This window comes from Pseudomonas hunanensis (assembly GCF_013393325.1).
Lineage (GTDB): Bacteria > Pseudomonadota > Gammaproteobacteria > Pseudomonadales > Pseudomonadaceae > Aquipseudomonas > Aquipseudomonas putida_P.
The window spans coordinates 422,272-439,133 of sequence record NZ_QJRC01000098.1; the positions used below are offsets into that span (position 1 = coordinate 422,272).

Here is a 16,862-nt window from a genome sequence, read left to right on the forward strand (position 1 = left end):
CTAGTGTTTGGGGGCGTCCGCCGGTACCTGCAACTGCGCTTTCCAGCGCTCGACATTACGTTGCAGCACAGCCTCGGACGCACCGGAGATCGGCAATTCTGTCAGTTTTTTTGCCAATTGCCCACGCAACCAGCTGTCATTGCACGCCGAGTTGTGCGAGATCGCCAGGTAAAGCCCGGGCCGATCCACCGGCAGACCGCGGGCGATCAGGTCATTGTTCATACCCAGACTCTGGACCATGGCCATGCCCGAATAACGGCCAGCCAGCACATAATCCACCTGGCCGAGTACCAGTTTCTGAAACGCCTGGGTCAGGTTCTGTGCCGGCACCAGCTTGAGTTGGGCCTTGGCGAATGCCGTGAAGGCGGGGGTCAGGCGCGCACGCTCGGACAAACTGCCCTGATACCTGGCCAGGTCGGCAGGGCCATCGAAGGTCAGCTGCGCGTCATGACGGGTCCACACCAGGTACTCATTGAGTTGCAAAGGTGGATGGATGTAGTCCAGCGCAGTCAGTTGCTCCACCTGCATGGGGGTGTCGAGCAGCAGGTCCATGCGCCCGCTGCGCACCTCTTCCAGCGCCTGCTCACGGCGACCGGCATTCAACACCTCGACCTTCACGCCGAGTTCGCCAGCCACCTGGCGTAGCAGGTCGACGTTGGCACCTATCAAGTGTTTCGGGTCTTTCGGGTCTTGCCACGAATAGGGTGGCGCATCGGGGCTGCCGGTTGCCACCAGGCGCTCGCACTTGCCTGCAGCCATGGCCAGTGGCGACACCAACACCGCCAAGCATGCCAGCACCCTGCCCGTTCCGCGCAACGTCATCCCTCACTCCTTCAACCCATAAAAAAACCCGACCCTCAAAGCGAGGGCCGGGTTCTTTATAAGTGAAGCAGGCGGATCAGACCAGCTTTTCCAGCTCTGGAACCGCTTCGAACAGGTCGGCAACCAGGCCGTAGTCAGCCACCTGGAAGATCGGCGCTTCTTCGTCCTTGTTGATCGCAACGATCACTTTGGAGTCCTTCATGCCGGCCAGGTGCTGGATCGCACCCGAGATACCGACAGCGATGTACAACTGAGGCGCAACGATCTTGCCGGTCTGGCCGACCTGCATGTCGTTTGGTACGAAGCCTGCGTCGACCGCGGCGCGCGAGGCACCGACAGCAGCGCCGAGCTTGTCGGCCAGGCTGTACAGGTGCTTGAAGTTGTCACCGTTGCCCATGCCACGGCCGCCGGAAACGACGATTTTGGCAGCGGTCAGCTCTGGGCGGTCGGACTTGGCCAGCTCTTCACCCACGAAGGCCGAAATGCCAGCGTTGTGCGCAGCGCCAACAGCCTCGACGGCAGCCGAACCACCTTCGGCGGCCACGGGGTCGAAGCCGGTGGTACGCACGGTGATGACCTTGATGGCCGCGCTCGATTGCACGGTGGCAATGGCGTTACCGGCATAGATCGGGCGCTTGAAGGTGTCAGCGGACTCGACCGAGATGATCTCGGAAATCTGGTCCACGTCCAGCAGCGCGGCAACGCGTGGCAGGATGTTCTTGCCGTTGGTGGTAGCCGGGGCCAGCACGTGGCTGTAGCCCTTGGCCAGCTCGACGATCAGCGGCGCGACGTTCTCTGGCAGCACGTGGGCGTAGGCTGCGTTGTCGGCAACCAGCACCTTGGCCACGCCAGCGATCTTGGCAGCAGATTCGGCAACGCCACCGACGTTCTGGCCAGCAACCAGCACGTGCACATCACCACCGATCTTGGCGGCTGCGGCAACAGTGTTCAGGGTGGACGGGGCTACGGCACCGTTCTCGTATTCAGCGACAACCAGGATAGTCATTTAGATTACCTTCGCTTCGTTCTTCAGCTTCTCGACCAGTTCGGCCACCGATTTAACCTTGATGCCAGCGCTGCGAGCAGCCGGGGCTTCAACCTTCACGGTTTTGTTGGTGGAGGCGAGGGATACGCCCAGCGCGTCTGGAGTAACGGTTTCCAGCGGCTTTTTCTTGGCCTTCATGATGTTCGGCAGCGACGCGTAGCGTGGCTCGTTCAGGCGCAGGTCGGTGGTGACGATCGCTGGCAGGTTCAGCGCAACGGTCTGCAGGCCGCCATCGATTTCACGGGTGACGTTCAGCTTGTCGCCAGCCAGTTCGACCTTGGAGGCGAAGGTACCCTGAGCGTAGCCGGTCAGCGCGGCCAGCATCTGGCCGGTCTGGTTGTTGTCGCTGTCGATGGCCTGTTTGCCAAGGATCACCAGCTGCGGCTGCTCTTTGTCGACAACGGCTTTCAGGGCCTTGGCCACGGCCAGGGAGTTCAGCTCATCAGCGGCCTCGACCAGGATGGCACGGTCGGCACCCAGGGCCAGGGCGGTACGCAGTTGCTCCTGGGCAGTGGTCGGGCCGACGGAAACGACGACGATCTCGGTCGCAACGCCTTTTTCCTTCAGGCGCACGGCTTCTTCCACGGCGATTTCGCAGAAGGGGTTCATGGACATCTTGACGTTAGCAAGGTCGACGCCGGAGTTGTCCGCTTTGACGCGAACCTTGACGTTGTAGTCGACCACTCGTTTGACAGCTACAAGAACCTTCATGGATTCCTCGTTACTCTCCGGTGAATAGATAGTCGCCTGGGGCTGAGCCCGGCGATGCGCGTGGGTACAAGGGCACCTCTAAAGACGTGTCGGGAGGCAGTAACTTCACCGTGACCGAACAGTCTTGTTCGGACCATTGCGACAAATACTCACGGGTCATTTTCTGTCGTGGCGTGTAAACTCCACTACAAACCGGCCTAAGCCCGCAAAACCCTGCTCCACACCTGGTCTTTAGAGGTGTACCTGCGCCCGGCTGCAAGCCTACGGCGAACGTAAAACCGCTCGTATCTTGACCGCAACACCCAATCCGGTCAATACGGCAAATCGGTCACCCTCCAGCCGCGTACCTGTGATTTTACTGGCCTGCGGCAAATTCAAACAAACGTTTGTATTGGACCCGCCAAGTGGTGTAGATATAATGCGCGGCCAAGACAAAACGGTGTAGTCCGTCATTTGCGCAGCTACAGTTTCGCTCCCGTGATGAGCCACTGCGCGCAAGCACCCATAAGACCAAGCAACAGCACGAGCCTTGATGAGTAGGAGAGAACCAGTGGAACGCGAATACATGGAATTCGACGTGGTCATCGTCGGCGCCGGCCCGGCAGGCCTGTCCGCCGCCTGCCGCCTGAAGCAGAAGGCCGCCGAAGCCGGTAGCGAGATCAGCGTCTGCGTGGTGGAAAAAGGCTCTGAAGTCGGCGCCCACATCCTCTCCGGCGCGGTGTTCGAACCGCGCGCCCTGAACGAACTGTTCCCCGACTGGAAGGAACTCGGCGCGCCACTGAACACCGAGGTCAAGCGCGACGACATCTATGTGCTCAAGGATGCCGGCAGCGCGACCAAAGTGCCCGACCTGTTCGTGCCCAAGACCATGCACAACCATGGCAACTACATCATCTCGCTGGGTAACCTGTGCCGCTGGCTGGCCCAGCAGGCCGAGAACCTGGGCGTCGAAGTCTACCCAGGCTTCGCCGCCCAGGAAGCACTGTTCGATGAAAACGGCGTGGTGCGCGGTATCGTCACCGGTGACATGGGTGTGGACCGTGAAGGCCACCCGAAAGACGGTATGTATACCCCGGGAATGGAGCTGCGTGGCAAATACACCCTGTTTGCCGAAGGTTGCCGTGGCCATATCGGCAAGCAACTGATCAAGCGCTTCAACCTGGACAACGAGTCCGATGTGCAGCACTACGGCATCGGCCTGAAGGAAATCTGGGAAATCGACCCGGCCAAGCACGAACAGGGCCTGGTGGTGCACACCGCCGGCTGGCCGCTGGATGTGGTGGCCAAGGACAACACCGGTGGCTCGTTCCTCTATCACCTGGAGAACAACCAGGTGGTAGTCGGTTTGATCGTCGACCTGTCCTACGCCAACCCGTACCTGTCGCCATTCGACGAATTCCAGCGCCTGAAGCACCACCCGGTGATCAGCCAGTACCTCGAAGGTGGCAAGCGCATCAGCTACGGTGCTCGCGCCCTGGCCAAGGGCGGCATCAACTCGCTGCCGAAAATGGTCTTCAACGGTGGCGCGCTTATCGGTTGCGACCTAGGCACCATGAACGTGGCCAAGATCAAAGGCAGCCACACCGCGATGAAGTCCGGCATGCTTGCCGCCGAAGCGGTAGCAGACGCCCTGATTGCCGGCAGCGAAGGCGGTGACCAGTTGAACAGCTACGTCAGTGCCTTCAAGGCCAGCTGGCTGTACGAAGAACTGTTCGCCAGTCGCAACTTCGGCCCGGCTATGCACAAGTTCGGCCCGCTTCTGGGGGCCGCGTTCAACTATGTCGACCAAAACTGGTTCGGCGGCAAGCTGCCGTTCACCCTGCACGACACCAAGCCGGACTACGCCTGCCTCAAGCTGGCCGCCGACTCGAAAAAAATCGACTACCCGAAACCGGACGGCAAGCTCAGCTTCGACAAACTCAGCTCGGTATTCCTTTCCAGCACCAACCACGAAGAGGAACAACCCTGCCACCTGAAGCTGACCGACCCAAGCATTCCGATCGCCAGCAACCTGCCGCTGTACGACGAGCCGGCCCAGCGCTACTGCCCGGCGGGCGTGTACGAAGTGGTCACCCAGGAAGACGGCAACAAGCGCTTCCAGATCAATGCGCAGAACTGCGTGCACTGCAAGACCTGCGACATCAAGGACCCGGCCCAGAACATCACTTGGGTCACCCCTGAAGGCGCTGGCGGGCCGAACTACCCGAACATGTAAGGGCTCTGCCCTTGCGCTGACAAATAGCCCCCGGTTCTCTCGAGCCGGGTTTTTTTTGTTGTGAAAATGCGTCTGGGCTGCGAAGTGCTCGCCGTGACAGGTTCTGCGCCTATCAGATCGAACGCCGAGCGGGCGGAGCTCGGTTCATGCCCTGCTACACACTCCGAGATATGCGCCTGCTCATTTGTCACCACACATGATCGGCATCGGCTCCGCCGCAAACGCCAGCGGCTCCCGGCGCCCGAAATACAATGCGGTCAGCAACCCTACCGCGCCCATTACCAGACAAAACCCGGCACACACCCACGGACTCCACGGCATCAATGCAATCAGTGCCAGCGGGGTGGTGCTGGCCCACAGTGCATAGGCCACGTTGTAGGTGAAGGAAATGCCCGACACGCGGATCTCAGCCGGGAACAGCCCGACCATCACCGATGGCACCACCCCTACCACCCCGCAACTCAACCCCGCCAGCGCATAGGCCAGCCAGGTCATGCCCCACTGCCCCACCAGGCTGGCGTACAGCGCGCCGATACCCAGCGGCAACAGCAGGCTGTAGAGCATCAGCGCACGCCAGGCGCCCACACGGTCGACCAGCAGCCCAGCCAGCACGCAGCCGATGTTGAGGAAGACGATGCCCACACTGCTCAAGGCAAAGGTGTGCCCGGCACTCATGCCGAAACGCTGCTGCATCACCGTCGGCGTGATCACTACCAGCACCACAACCGCCGAGGTCAGCACACAGGTCAGCAGCGCGGCCGGGATCAACGCCTGGCGGTGCTCGCTCAGCACCCGCCGCAGCGGGAACTTCACCGGCTGCTCCTGACGCGCGCGCAGGGCAAGGAACACCGGCGTTTCGCTGAGCCAGCGGCGCAGCCATACGCCGATCACGCCAAATACCCCACCCAGCAGGAACGGGTAACGCCAGGCGTAATCGAGGATTTCCTGCGGGGTGAACAGCTGCGCCAGCAGGGTCGCGGTCAGTGCCCCCAACAGGTAGCCGAAGGTCAGCCCGGCCTGCAGGAAGCCAAGGGCATAGCCGCGCCGCCCGGCGGGTGCATGCTCGGCGACGAAGGTCCAGGCACTCGGCACCTCGCCCCCCACCGCCGCGCCCTGCAGAATACGCAGGGCCAGCAGGATCAGCGGCGCGGCATAACCGATGTCGGCGTAGGTGGGCATCACCCCGATCAGCAGGCACGGCAGGGCCATCATCAGGATACTCAGGCTGAAGACCCGCTTGCGCCCCAGATGATCGGCAAAGTGTGCCATCAGGATGCCGCCCAGCGGCCGCGCCAGGTAGCCGGTGACGAAGATGCCAAAGCTTTGCAACAGCCGCAGCCATTCGGGCATCTCGGGCGGGAAAAACAGCTGGCTGAGGGTCAGCGCGAAGAACACGAAAATGATGAAGTCGTAGATTTCCAGCGCGCCGCCCAGCGCCGCCAGGCCCAGGGTCCGATGGTCGCCGCGGCTGAACCGGGGCGGGCGAGCGGTATCGATGGCAGTCATGGCAGGTTCCGCAAATCGGCAAAGGGCAAGAGCATAACAAATAGCCGCCCTGTTGCCCCGACCGCGATGCCGCTAGCGGTTGAACACCGTCTGCGCGAAGTTGGCCCTCGGCCGTGGCCGCAGGGTGTTTGCCTGCAGGGTGCCCGGTAGCGGCAACTTGCCGACCAGCAGCGGTGCGTCGATGATCGCCATGAACGACTCCAGCGCCTCGTTATCGGGCACCTGTGGCAGGCTCAGGCTCACAGCCTGGCGCTCGGTCTGCGGCACCGCAGGCACTTTCAACTGGCTGGAGTGGTAAAGCAGGGCGTGCTGGATCTGAGTGCTGACGCGGCAGAAACGTGCCAGGTCAACCCCGACATGGCTGGCCAACTCGATGTTGCCCAGCAGCAGGTGAAAGGGCTGCAAGGCGCACTGCACCAGCCGCTGCAGCTCCTCGAAGCTGTCCACGGGGGCGATTCGGTAGTAGCCCAGGCCATTGAGCAGCCGCTCCAGCTGCAAGCGCTGACAGGGGTGCGCGTCGGCGATGAGAATGCGCAGGGTCTTGTTTGCCATGATCGGACCTGGGCAGTGGGGTAATGGGTGCATTCCATGACCAAACTGCGCCAATTACGGCTACTGACAGGGCCACGCCCGGCAGCGGTCTTAACTGAATAGAAGTCGGGAAAGCCGCATAAATCAAGTGATTGACTGACGGAATTTTCATTTTCCTTTAACCCGGCAATCACGATTCCCACTCTCGCATGCGCAGCCGGCAGTGCTTCATGGCATTGACGATGTGCTTTTCCACCAGGCTACGGGATATGCCCAAGTGCTCGGCAATCTGCTGGTGCGACAGGCCTTCGAGCTTGCGCAGCAGAAAGCAGTCGCGGCAGATCTTGCTCAGTTCATCCAGCGCGCGCTGCATCAGCGCCAGGCGCTGGTCCAGCTGCATGTCGTGGGCCGGCGCCGGGCTGTGCCAACGTTCGTCGCTGTCCAGCACCTCCAGCGGCTCGGCCTGGCGCACCAGGTGGCGCCGGTGGCGGTCGACCACCAGGTTGAGCGCGGTGCGGTAGAGAAAGGCGCGTGGGTGCTCGATGCGCTCGGCGTCAGTGCGCTCCAGCACCCGCAGGTAAGCATCGTGTGCCACGTCCTCGGCGGCCTGGCGACTGCCCAGGCGCGCGGAGAGGAAACCCACCAGTTCGCGATAGTAATGTTCCACGACGTTACCTGAGAGGTCCTGCCAGCTTTTGCCAGAAAGCCCTTTCAGGCAGCAACGCGGGACCGAGTGATGTCAACGTGCGATCTTACAAATTATAATTATTCTCAGCAACAAGGGCTGCAAGACGCACGTTCACTCACCCTCGCTAAATCCCCCTCTAGCGCTTTCGTCTATCTGGCACCCGGTATGCGCCTGACCCTGGCTACGCATACCCACACCCCTTGGCTGGATGTCTGCATGAGACCTTTAACCAACACCCGTCGCCGTGTGCTGCTCACTGGCCTGGGCCTGCTCGGCCTCGGCAGCCTGCTGGCCTGGAAGGCGCTGCCCTATGGCGCGCAGCCGCTGAGCACCGTCGCCGTAACCCGCGCCGACATCGAAAGCAGCGTGACCGCGCTGGGCACCTTGCAACCGCGACGTTACGTGGACGTTGGCGCCCAGGCCTCCGGGCAGATCCACAAGCTGCACGTTGAAGTCGGCGACAGTGTGCGCAAAGGCCAGTTGCTGGTCGAGATCGACCCTTCCACCCAGCAGGCGCGGCTGGATGCCGGGCGCTTCTCGATCGACAACCTCAAGGCCCAGCTGGCCGAACAACGCGCGCAGTACCTGTTGGCCCAGCAGCAGCTCAAGCGCCAGCGCGACCTGGCCGCCGCCGGCGCCACCCGAGACGAAGACGTGCAAACCGCCGCCGCGCAGTTGAAAGTCACCCAGGCGCGCATCGACATGTTCCTGGCGCAGATCCGCCAGGCCCAGGCCAGCCTGCGCAGCGACGAAGCCGAGTTAGGCTACACGCGCATCTACGCGCCCATGGACGGCACGGTGGTGGCAGTGGATGCCCGCGAGGGGCAAACCCTCAACGCCCAGCAGCAAACCCCATTGATCCTGCGTATCGCCAAGCTTTCGCCAATGACCGTGTGGGCCCAGGTGTCAGAGGCCGACATCGGCAAGGTCAAACCGGGCATGACCGCCTATTTCACCACCCTGGCCGGCGGCAAACGCCGCTGGACCAGCACCGTGCGGCAAGTGCTGCCAATCCCGCCCAAGCCCCTGGAGCAGGCCAGCCAGGGCGGCGGCAGCCCGGCCAGCGTCAGCAATGGCAGCGCCGGCAGCCAGGTGGTGCAGTACAGTGTGCTGCTGGATGTCGATAACCCGGACGGCGCGCTGATGGCCGAGATGACCACGCAAGTGTTCTTCGTTGCAGGCACCGCCAGCCAGGTGCTGACCGTGCCGCTGGCCGCGCTGGATGACGGCGACGGCCTGCGCCTGGCGCGTGTGCTGACCGGCGACGGCAAGGTGGAACAGCGCCAGGTGCGCACCGGGCTCAGCGACCGTTTGCGGGTACAGGTGCTGGACGGCCTGAGCGAAGGCGAGCGCCTGGTCATCGGCGCCCCCGCCGTGAGTGGAGGCTGAATGAGCACGCCTCTGATCGAGCTGATCGACATCCGCAAGTCCTACGGCGGTGTCGATACCCCCAAGGTCGACATCCTGCATGGCATCAGCCTCAGCATCCACCCCGGCGAGTTCGTCGCAATTGTCGGCGCCTCCGGCTCGGGCAAGTCGACCTTGATGAACATTCTCGGCTGCCTCGACCGCCCCAGCGCCGGCAGCTACCGTTTCGCCGGCAAGGACGTGGCCGAGCTGGACAGCGACGAACTGGCCTGGTTACGCCGCGAAGCGTTTGGCTTCGTGTTCCAGGGTTATCACTTGATCCCGTCGGGCTCGGCCCAGGAAAACGTCGAAATGCCTGCCATCTATGCCGGCATCGACGCCCGCGAGCGCCACGCCCGCGCCAGCGCCCTGCTCGGCCGCCTGGGCCTGGCCAGCCGCACCGGCAACCGCCCGCACCAATTGTCCGGCGGCCAGCAGCAACGGGTGTCGATTGCCCGTGCGCTGATGAACGGCGGCCATATCATCCTCGCCGACGAACCCACCGGCGCACTGGACAGCCACAGCGGCACCGAGGTGATGGCCTTGCTCGACGAGCTGGCCAGCCAGGGCCACGTGATCATCCTGATTACCCATGACCGTGAAGTGGCGGCGCGGGCGCAGCGGGTGATCGAAATTCGCGACGGTTTGATCATCAGTGACTCGGCCAGCGAACAGCCTGCGATCGACAGCGGCCAAGGCCTGCAAGCCGAGCAGTTGCGCCAGCGCCTGGACCGCGGCGCCACCTTGCGCGGGGCGTGGAAAGGCGAATTGCTCGAAGCCCTGCAGGCCGCCTGGCGGGTGATGTGGGTCAACCGCTTCCGCACTGCCCTGACCCTGCTGGGTATCGTCATCGGCGTGGCCTCGGTGGTGGTGATGCTGGCCGTGGGCGAAGGCAGCAAGCGCCAGGTCATGGCGCAGATGGCCGCCTTCGGCTCGAACATCCTCTACCTCAATGGCAAGCCGGCAACGCTGGGTGAGCCCGCCGGCACCATCACGCTCGACGATGTAGCGGCCATCGGCCAACTGCCGCAGGTCAAGCATGTAATGCCAGTGATCGGCGACAAACTGATGGTGCGCCATGGCAACAACAGCCAGAAGTTCTATGTGGGCGGCAACAACACCTATTTCCCGGAGATCTTCAACTGGCCGGCGGTGCAAGGCAGCTTCTACAGCGAAGCCGACGAGGCCAATGCGGCTGCCGTGGCGGTGATCGGCCAAAAAGTCCGAGAGAAAATGCTCGACCCTGGCCGCGATCCGCTGGGGCAGTACATTCTGATCGGCAATGTGCCGTTCCAGGTGATCGGTATCCTCGCAGGCAAAGGCGCAAGCTCCGGCGACCAGGACAGCGACGGGCGCATCGCCGTGCCCTACTCGGCGGCCGCGATCCGCCTGTTCGGCCAGCGAGACCCGGACTACATCGCCGTCGCCGCCCTCGACTCCACCCGGGTCAACCAGGCCGAAGCCGCCATCGACCAACTGCTGCGCCAACGCCACAACGGCCGCCAGGACTTCGAGCTGACCAACGACGCCGCATTGATCCAGGCCGAAGCGCGCACGCAGAACAGCCTGTCGCTGATGCTGGGCGCGATCGCCGCCATCTCGCTGCTGGTAGGCGGCATCGGTGTGATGAACATCATGCTGATGACCGTACGCGAGCGTACACGCGAAATCGGCATCCGCATGGCCACCGGCGCGCGCCAGCGCGACATCCTGCGCCAGTTCCTCAGCGAGGCGGTGATGCTGTCGATGGTCGGCGGCCTGGCCGGCATCGTTCTGGCCCTGGCCATCGGCGGAGGCCTGATGCTGGCCGACGTAGCAATCGCCTTTGCCCTGCCCGCCATGCTTGGCGCGTTCGCCTGCGCCGTTGTCACCGGCATCGTGTTCGGCTTCATGCCAGCACGCAAGGCCGCCCGCCTCGACCCGGTCAAAGCCCTTACCAGCGAATAACCCATGACATTGCCTAGCCGCATCAGCCTGTTGACGTTGTGCCTGCCCTTGTGTGCAACCCTCGCCGCCTGCAGCACGCCACCCACCCCCTCCAGCGGCATCGTCGCACCACTCGCCTGGCAAGGTGACGCCCCAGCGCCGTCGGCACATCTACCGACGGTACAGTGGTGGCACGCCTTTGCCAGCCGTGAACTGGACCGCCTGGTACAGCATGCCCTGGACAACGCCCACGACCTGGCCGGCGCCACCGCTCGGGTGCGCCAGGCCCAGGCCCGCGCGGTCATGGCCGGCGCCCCCTTGCTGCCAGAAGTGCAGTTGGGCCTGAACGGCAGCCGCCAGCGCCTGTTGCATGGCGACGGCAATGACCAGCTTGATGTCAGCCGCAGCGAGCGCACCAGCACTTCGTTCGACGCCCAGCTCAGCGCCAGCTACGAAATCGACTTCTGGGGCGGCCTACGCGCAACCCGCGACAATGCCCTGCGTAGCCTCGACGCCAGCCGCTTCGACCGCCAGACCGTGGAGCTGACGCTGGTCAGCGCGGTCGCCGACAGCTACCTGCAGGGCCTGGCCCTGCAGGAGCAGTTGCGTATCGCCCGCCTCAACCTGCGCAACGCCCAGGACGTGCTGGGCCTGGTCGAGGCACGCCAGCGCAGCGGCTCCGCCACGCGCCTGGAACTGGCCCAGCAGCGCAGCCTGGTGGCCACCCAGCAACGCCAGCTGCCGTTGCTGGAACAGCAGTGGCAAGACAGCCGCGTCACCCTGGCAACCCTGCTTGGCGACCCGGTGCAGTCACTGCCCAACAGCCAGGAAGCGATCGATGCCCTGCAATGGCCAGCCATTGGTAGTGGTGTACCCAGCGAACTGCTCACCCGACGCCCAGACATTGCCGCCGCAGAAGCGCGGTTGGCGGCCGCCAGTGCCAATGTGCAGGTCGCCCGCGCCGCCATGCTGCCCAAGCTGACCTTGGGGGCCAACCTGGGTGCTGGCTCCAATACCTTTGCCCACTTGTTGGACAGCTCCTACTACACCCTCACCAGTGGCCTGGTCGCGCCAATCTTCAACAACGGCCGGCTACGCGCAGCGCGTGAACTGGCCGAGGCTGAACAGGCTGAGTTGCTGGAGACCTATCGCAGCAGCATCCTGGCGGGTTTTGCCGATGTCGAAAAAGCGCTCAATGCAATCCAGGGCGTGGACCGTCAGCGGCAATGGCAGGACGAGGAAGTGCAGCAGGCGCGGTTGGCGTTCGACCTGGCACAGCAGCGCTATGGTGCGGGTGCCGAAACCTTGTTGAGCGTACTGGAGACCCAACGCACGTTGTATGTGGCCCAGGACCAGCAGGCGCGACTGCGTTTGGCCCGGCTGCAGGGCAGTGTGGCGTTGTACAAAGCGTTAGGGGGAGGCTGGCAACTCGAACGTTAGGCCGGGTCGCCTTCTGGGGCTGCTGCGCAGTCCAATCTGTGGGAGCGGCCTTGCGTCGCGATTGGGGCGCAACGCGCCCCCAGTCAGCCCGAACGCTTTGCCACCTTGAGGTTACGCGCATACCACGGCCGCTGCGGCACCTTGGGCCGCAGCTTGTCGAACAGGTCTTCATCGCTGTAGATGATGCGCAGCGCCAGCTTCATGGTCTCCGGGTCCATCTCCACGCTACGCCCAGGCCGCAGCCCCGGCACCGTCGAGCAGCCATGGGTGTCCGGCCCCAGCCAAGGGTCCGCCACCTCGACCCAGCGCCCCGGCGCAAACCACGGCACGCCGTTGACTTCAAGGCGCCGCACCTCACCCGGGTGCAACCGCTCATGGGCACGGAACCAGTCCTCGATGCGGTCATCGATCCAGCCGTGAAAATGCCAGAACACCGGGTTCACATGGGAAGAAAACGGGTCCCCGAGGAAGTCGTTGTCCGCCATGAACCAGCGTTCGGCAAAATCGTCCGGCGTGCGCGCCGTCGGCACCGGCATGCCGTTGGAAGGGTCGCGCGGCACCGACGCCCAGCGCATGTGCAACCAGTCGTGCAGGCCCAGCTCAACCTCCGAGCCGAACTGGCCCAAGGTCAGGGTGCTCAGGTACTGGGGGTCGGTGTAGCGCGATTCCCAGACCTGGAAGTTACCGTGAAAGGTGTCCGGGGTCTTGATGTCGCGCACCCACTGGGTGTACTCCTCGTCGCCACTGGCCAGCCAGGTGGGTGGCAGGGCGTTGCCGTCGTGGTTGTCGAAGTACCGGGCAAACCCTGCGCGGTCACGCTCCAGCTCCGGTTGCGGCAATGGGAAGCGCGACCAGGAAGGCAGGTCTTGCAGGGCACGGGCGCTGCCAAGCATGTGCCGGTGCATGAAGAAGAAGTCCTCGCCCGAGCCGTTGCGGTCCTTGTGCCGGCCGCGTGCATCACGCTCGCGGTCACGCGGCCCCGGCTGCCAGCCCAGGCCACGCAAGGCACCTTGCTTGCTCTTGTCCAGCTTGTGCCATTTGTCCCGCGAGGAGTGCCACAACTGATGGAACAGGCGATGCTCCGGGGCAATCAGCCTGGCCAGCAGTTGCGGGTTCAACGGGGTACGTTCGCGCGCTTCGGGGAAGGTGCGCTTCAGGGCCAGGAAGTGGTTGTCCTCAACCGGCAAGGTCAGCGCACGGTCCATGCGCGCGATGCGCCCGTTGAGGGTGGCCGGCCCGGCATTGCCGAAGCGGCCCCAGACTTCATCAAGCACGATATCGCACTCATAGTGCGCCTGGGTTGAAAACAGCCGCCAGCGCAAGGTGCCCGGTTTGTCCGCCAGCAGGTCGCCGACCACCCGGTAGCGCGGCTCCTCGGCCCCGCGCAGGCGTTCGGGGGTGTCCAGGTAACCGCGCAGCGCACGACCACTAGCGGCTACATCCAGAAACAACTCCAGTTCGCCTGCCGGCAGGCCATCCAGCCCCGCATCCTTGCCCTGCAGGGTCCAGCGCCAGATACCGCGCAAGCTGTCGCCCAACTGCTGCAAAGGGGTATCGGCCAGCTCGACCACGGCCTCGCCAGGGGTTTCCGGGAACGCCTCGGCTTCCTCCCGCTGGCGCTGCACATACAGTGCCCCCAGCGCACCCGGCACCACCACACCCGTCAATGCCACGCCGGCGATGAAACCGCGTCGGGAAATCGTCATTGCATACCTGTGCATTCATTGCGGCCATGGAGCACGGCCCGTCCAAGGCTAGAACGTTGCACGGTCGGCGAAATTTAGCGGCGCGCGGCTGCTGGCACTGGCTAAATTTTTGCCTGGCGAGCTCGTTCACTGCAGGTAGCGGCGGCCTCTGTGCCCATCCCTCGACGGTGAACCAACTGAGACCAAGATGACGACTCCACGCTGGAAGAAAGCCCTGTTTATCAGCCTGGCCGCGGCGCTTGTCGCCGGCGCCGGGCTTGCCGCCTGGCACTATTTCGCCACCCCAGCCGGCTATTCTCGCGAGGTGACCCGCCAGGCCAACGACCTGCAGGAACGCATCCTCTCGTTCGACAGCCATATCACCCTGCCGCTGACCTTCGGCACCGAAGGCAGCGAGGCCGACCAGGATGGCGATGGCCGCTTCGACCTGGCCAAGGCCGCACGCGGGCGCTTGTCTGGCGCTGCCCTGACCATCTTTGCCTGGCCTGAATCCTGGACCGGCAATGATGGCCCGCACCGCCCTACTCCAGGCTTCGTCGAGGCCGCCCGGCACACCCAGGAAGTGCGCTACAACGCCATTGCCGCGATGGTCCGCGACTTTCCGCAGCAGGTCGGTATTGCCTATACCTCGCAAGACATGCGGCGCCTGCACGGCGAAGGCAAGTTTGCGGTGTTTCTCAGCATGCTCAACGCCTATGCACTGGGTGACGACATCGACCAGCTCGACCGCTGGGCCGCGCGCGGCGTGCGCATGTTCGGCTTCAGCTACGTGGGCAACAACAGCTGGGCCGACTCCTCGCGCCCGCTGCCGTTCTTCAATGACACCGTCGATGCGCTGGAAGGCTTGTCACAGACCGGCAAGCGCGCCGTGCAACGGCTGAATGACCTGGGCGTGATCATCGACGTGTCACAGATGTCGAGCAAGGCGCTGGCCCAGGTGGCCGCCCTCAGCCGCGCGCCGCTGGTAGCCTCGCACTCGGCGCCACGGGCCATGGTCGACATTAACCGCAACCTCTCCGACAAAGAGCTGCAGTTGATCAAGGACAGCGGCGGGGTGATCCAGTTGGTGGCCTTCTCCACCTACCTCAAGCCGCTGAGCAGCAAGACCCAGGACAAACTCAACACCCTGCGCGCCCGCTACGACCTTCCGCCGCTGGCCAACCTCAACTACGCGTTGATGCCCGGTGACCCGGTGATCGCCGGTTGGCCCGAGCAGAAAGTCGGGCAGTACGCCAACGAACTGTACGGCATTCTCGACGAAGAACCACCCGCAACGCTCAAGGACTATGGCGATGCCATCGACTACACCGTGCGCAAGGTTGGCATCGACCATGTCGGCCTCAGTTCGGACTTCAACGAAGGTGGCGGCATCGATGGCTGGCAGAACGCGAGTGAAGCACGCAACGTCACCGCCGAGCTGATCAGCCGCGGCTACTCCGAAGCCGATATTGCCAAGCTCTGGGGCGGCAACTTCCTGCGCGTGTGGGAGCAGGTACAGCGCGCCGCGCAGCCTGTTGCCACTTCGTCTCCCTGACATTTTCGAGCACCGTGATGAACGACCGTCGAACCTTCCTCAAGCAGGCTGGCCTGCTGGCAGCCGCACTGCCACTGACCGGCCCCGGCCCGTTGCTGCCCGCCGCCCACGCGACACCTGCCAAACCCGTTTCGGCCGATGACTGGTCCGCGTTTCGCGGGCTTTTCGAGCTGGACCCGGCCTACGCCCACTTCGCCAACTTCCTGATCACCTCGCACCCAAGGCCCGTGCGCGAAGCGATCGAGGCCCTGCGCGCCCAGTTCGACCGCCAGCCGGCACGCATGGTGGACTGGGACAGCCAGTCGGAATGGAAGCACGAAGCCGCCGTGCGTGAATGGGCAGCGCGCTATCTTGAAGTCACCCCAAGGCAAATCGCCCTGACCGGCAGCACCACCGAGGGCCTGGGGCTGATCTATGGCGGGCTGAAGATTGCGCCAGGGCAGGAAATTCTCACCACCGTGCACGAGCATTCGGCGGCGCGCCATACCATGGGTTTTCGCACCACGCGCGACGGCACCCCAGTGCGACGCCTGCGCCTGTTCGAAGACCCCGCCAAGGTCAGTACCGACCAGGTACTGACCACGATCTCAGCCGCGATCGGGCCGAAAACCCGGGTATTGGGCATGACCTGGGTGCATTCGGGCAGCGGCGTGAAGCTGCCTGTGGGCGAGATCGGCAAGCTGGTGCGCGAGGTCAATCGCCAGCGCGACGAGAACGACCAGATTATTTATGTGATCGATGGCGTGCACGGTTTTGGTGTCGAAGACGTGCGCTTTGCCGACTTCAACTGCGACTACTTCATTGCCGGCACTCACAAATGGATGTTCGGGCCGCGAGGGACCGGGATCATCTGCGCGGCATCCACCGAACTGAAACAGCTGACGCCGACCATCGCCAGTTTCTCGGAAAATGAAGATTTCGCCACGATAATGACTCCAGGCGGCTACCACGCGTTCGAGCACCGCTGGGCACTGGGCAAGGCGTTCGAGCTGCACCTGCAGTTGGGCAAGGCGGCTGTGCAGGCGCGTATCCATGGGCTCAATGATTTCCTCAAGCAGCGCCTGGAGGCACTGCCGGGGATCGAGCTGGTGACACCGCGCAGCGCCCTCTACTCGGCGGGGTTCAGCTTTTTCCGGGTCAAGGGGCAGGATGCCGACGAGGTGGCCAAGCACCTTAACAGCCAGCGCATTGTGGTGGATGCGGTATCGCGGGATGCGGGACCAGTGGTGCGCACGGCGCCTGGGTTGCTGAACACCGAGGGCGAGATCGAACGGTTGGTGGAGGCATTGAAGAAGCGCGTTCGCGGGTGAGGCCCTGGGGGCCGCTTTGCG

13 protein-coding genes are annotated in these 16,862 nt (G+C 63.8%); 6 read left to right on the plus strand and 7 right to left on the minus strand.

Features of this window, described 5'->3' with window-relative positions; translation table 11 throughout:
* From DM807_RS23645 to DM807_RS23655, 3 genes are all read right to left on the minus strand, one after another.
* The gene (locus DM807_RS23645; protein ID WP_060514479.1) at nucleotides 1-822 is read right to left on the minus strand and encodes a substrate-binding periplasmic protein; all 822 of its coding nucleotides are present in this window, start codon (nucleotides 820-822) and stop codon (nucleotides 1-3) included.
* 76 nt (nucleotides 823-898) lie between these two features.
* Nucleotides 899-1,828 (minus strand): electron transfer flavoprotein subunit alpha/FixB family protein, encoded by a 930-nt coding sequence (locus DM807_RS23650; protein WP_179027981.1) that lies wholly within the window; start codon nucleotides 1,826-1,828, stop codon nucleotides 899-901.
* Nucleotides 1,829-2,578, minus strand: coding sequence for an electron transfer flavoprotein subunit beta/FixA family protein (locus DM807_RS23655; RefSeq protein ID WP_012273363.1), 750 nt, complete (start codon nucleotides 2,576-2,578; stop codon nucleotides 1,829-1,831).
* Nucleotides 2,579-3,110: 532 nt separating this feature from the next.
* On the opposite strand from DM807_RS23655, the gene DM807_RS23660 reads away from it, so the two are divergent.
* Entirely contained in the window at nucleotides 3,111-4,793 is a 1,683-nt protein-coding gene (locus DM807_RS23660) for an electron transfer flavoprotein-ubiquinone oxidoreductase (protein ID WP_071984592.1), read from the plus strand.
* Nucleotides 4,794-4,973: 180 nt separating this feature from the next.
* Here the strand turns inward: DM807_RS23660 and DM807_RS23665 are convergent, their stop codons facing one another.
* The 3 genes from DM807_RS23665 to DM807_RS23675 all read right to left on the minus strand — a co-directional run bounded on the left by DM807_RS23665 (nucleotide 4,974) and on the right by DM807_RS23675 (nucleotide 7,497).
* Nucleotides 4,974-6,299 carry an MFS transporter gene (locus DM807_RS23665; RefSeq protein ID WP_179027982.1) on the minus strand — a complete coding sequence of 442 codons (1,326 nt, stop codon included), beginning with the start codon at nucleotides 6,297-6,299 and terminating at the stop codon, nucleotides 4,974-4,976.
* A gap of 72 nt (nucleotides 6,300-6,371) precedes the next feature.
* Entirely contained in the window at nucleotides 6,372-6,851 is a 480-nt protein-coding gene (locus DM807_RS23670; protein ID WP_179027983.1) for a histidine kinase, read from the minus strand.
* 169 nt (nucleotides 6,852-7,020) lie between these two features.
* Nucleotides 7,021-7,497 (minus strand): sigma-70 family RNA polymerase sigma factor, encoded by a 477-nt coding sequence (locus tag DM807_RS23675; protein ID WP_012273369.1) that lies wholly within the window; start codon nucleotides 7,495-7,497, stop codon nucleotides 7,021-7,023.
* Between the two features lie 237 nt (nucleotides 7,498-7,734).
* Here DM807_RS23675 and DM807_RS23680 point away from each other — a divergent pair, with 237 nt between their 5' ends.
* The 3 genes from DM807_RS23680 to DM807_RS23690 are packed head-to-tail and all read left to right on the plus strand — an operon-like array spanning nucleotide 7,735 to nucleotide 12,291.
* Entirely contained in the window at nucleotides 7,735-8,907 is a 1,173-nt protein-coding gene (locus tag DM807_RS23680; RefSeq protein ID WP_041166759.1) for an efflux RND transporter periplasmic adaptor subunit, read from the plus strand.
* A complete protein-coding gene (locus DM807_RS23685) occupies nucleotides 8,908-10,872 on the plus strand; it encodes a MacB family efflux pump subunit (RefSeq protein WP_179027984.1) in 1,965 nt (654 codons plus the stop codon).
* A 3-nt stretch (nucleotides 10,873-10,875) separates the two neighbouring features.
* A complete protein-coding gene (locus DM807_RS23690) occupies nucleotides 10,876-12,291 on the plus strand; it encodes an efflux transporter outer membrane subunit (RefSeq protein ID WP_060494296.1) in 1,416 nt (471 codons plus the stop codon).
* 83 nt (nucleotides 12,292-12,374) lie between these two features.
* On the opposite strand, the gene pvdP is transcribed toward DM807_RS23690, so the two are convergent.
* Nucleotides 12,375-13,997, minus strand: a complete 1,623-nt coding sequence (pvdP, locus tag DM807_RS23695; RefSeq protein ID WP_179027985.1) for a pyoverdine maturation tyrosinase PvdP — start codon at nucleotides 13,995-13,997, stop codon at nucleotides 12,375-12,377.
* Between the two features lie 187 nt (nucleotides 13,998-14,184).
* Between pvdP and pvdM the strand changes: the two genes are divergently transcribed.
* Nucleotides 14,185-15,531 carry a pyoverdine-tailoring dipeptidase-like protein PvdM gene (gene pvdM / locus DM807_RS23700; RefSeq protein ID WP_069942287.1) on the plus strand — a complete coding sequence of 449 codons (1,347 nt, stop codon included), beginning with the start codon at nucleotides 14,185-14,187 and terminating at the stop codon, nucleotides 15,529-15,531.
* A gap of 17 nt (nucleotides 15,532-15,548) precedes the next feature.
* Complete coding sequence (gene pvdN / locus DM807_RS23705; RefSeq protein WP_069942286.1) at nucleotides 15,549-16,841, plus strand: pyoverdine-tailoring periplasmic protein PvdN; 1,293 nt, start codon at nucleotides 15,549-15,551, stop codon at nucleotides 16,839-16,841.
* The last annotated feature ends 21 nt before the right edge of the window (nucleotides 16,842-16,862 follow it).